1 protein-coding gene is annotated in these 330 nt (G+C 63.9%); it reads right to left on the bottom strand.

Features of this window, described 5'->3' with window-relative positions:
- The coding region (locus QK290_RS18595; protein WP_282332139.1) for a transposase at positions 1 to 277 on the bottom strand (277 nt) is incomplete at its 3' end.
- Positions 278 to 330: the final 53 nt, after the last annotated feature.

Consider the following 330-nt stretch of genomic DNA (forward strand, 5'->3'; position numbering starts at 1 on the left):
TCGGGGCAGGCGGGACAAAACTGGGCCGGAGCATCTGCCGCTCGGCGACTTTGCACAACCAGACCGAGTCGAGCACGTCAGTTTTCGGACGTCCCGGCAAATGCCTGACATCGCGCGCGTTGACCAGCCACGGCTCGAGCCCGTGCGCCTCCAGGAGATAGAACACCGGCTTCCAATAATCGGAGGTCGCCTCCATCACCACCCGCTCGACCCGGAGCTCCACCAGATGGTTGGCCAGCTCCGCCAACGACCGGCTCATCGTCGAATGTGTGGACACCTCCTGCAACCGCTTCTTCGAGTTCCCCTCCGCGGGGACCCGGACACAACACA

This window comes from Pseudarthrobacter sp. AL07 (genome assembly GCF_029960665.1).
In the GTDB taxonomy this organism is placed as follows: Bacteria; Actinomycetota; Actinomycetes; order Actinomycetales; family Micrococcaceae; genus Arthrobacter.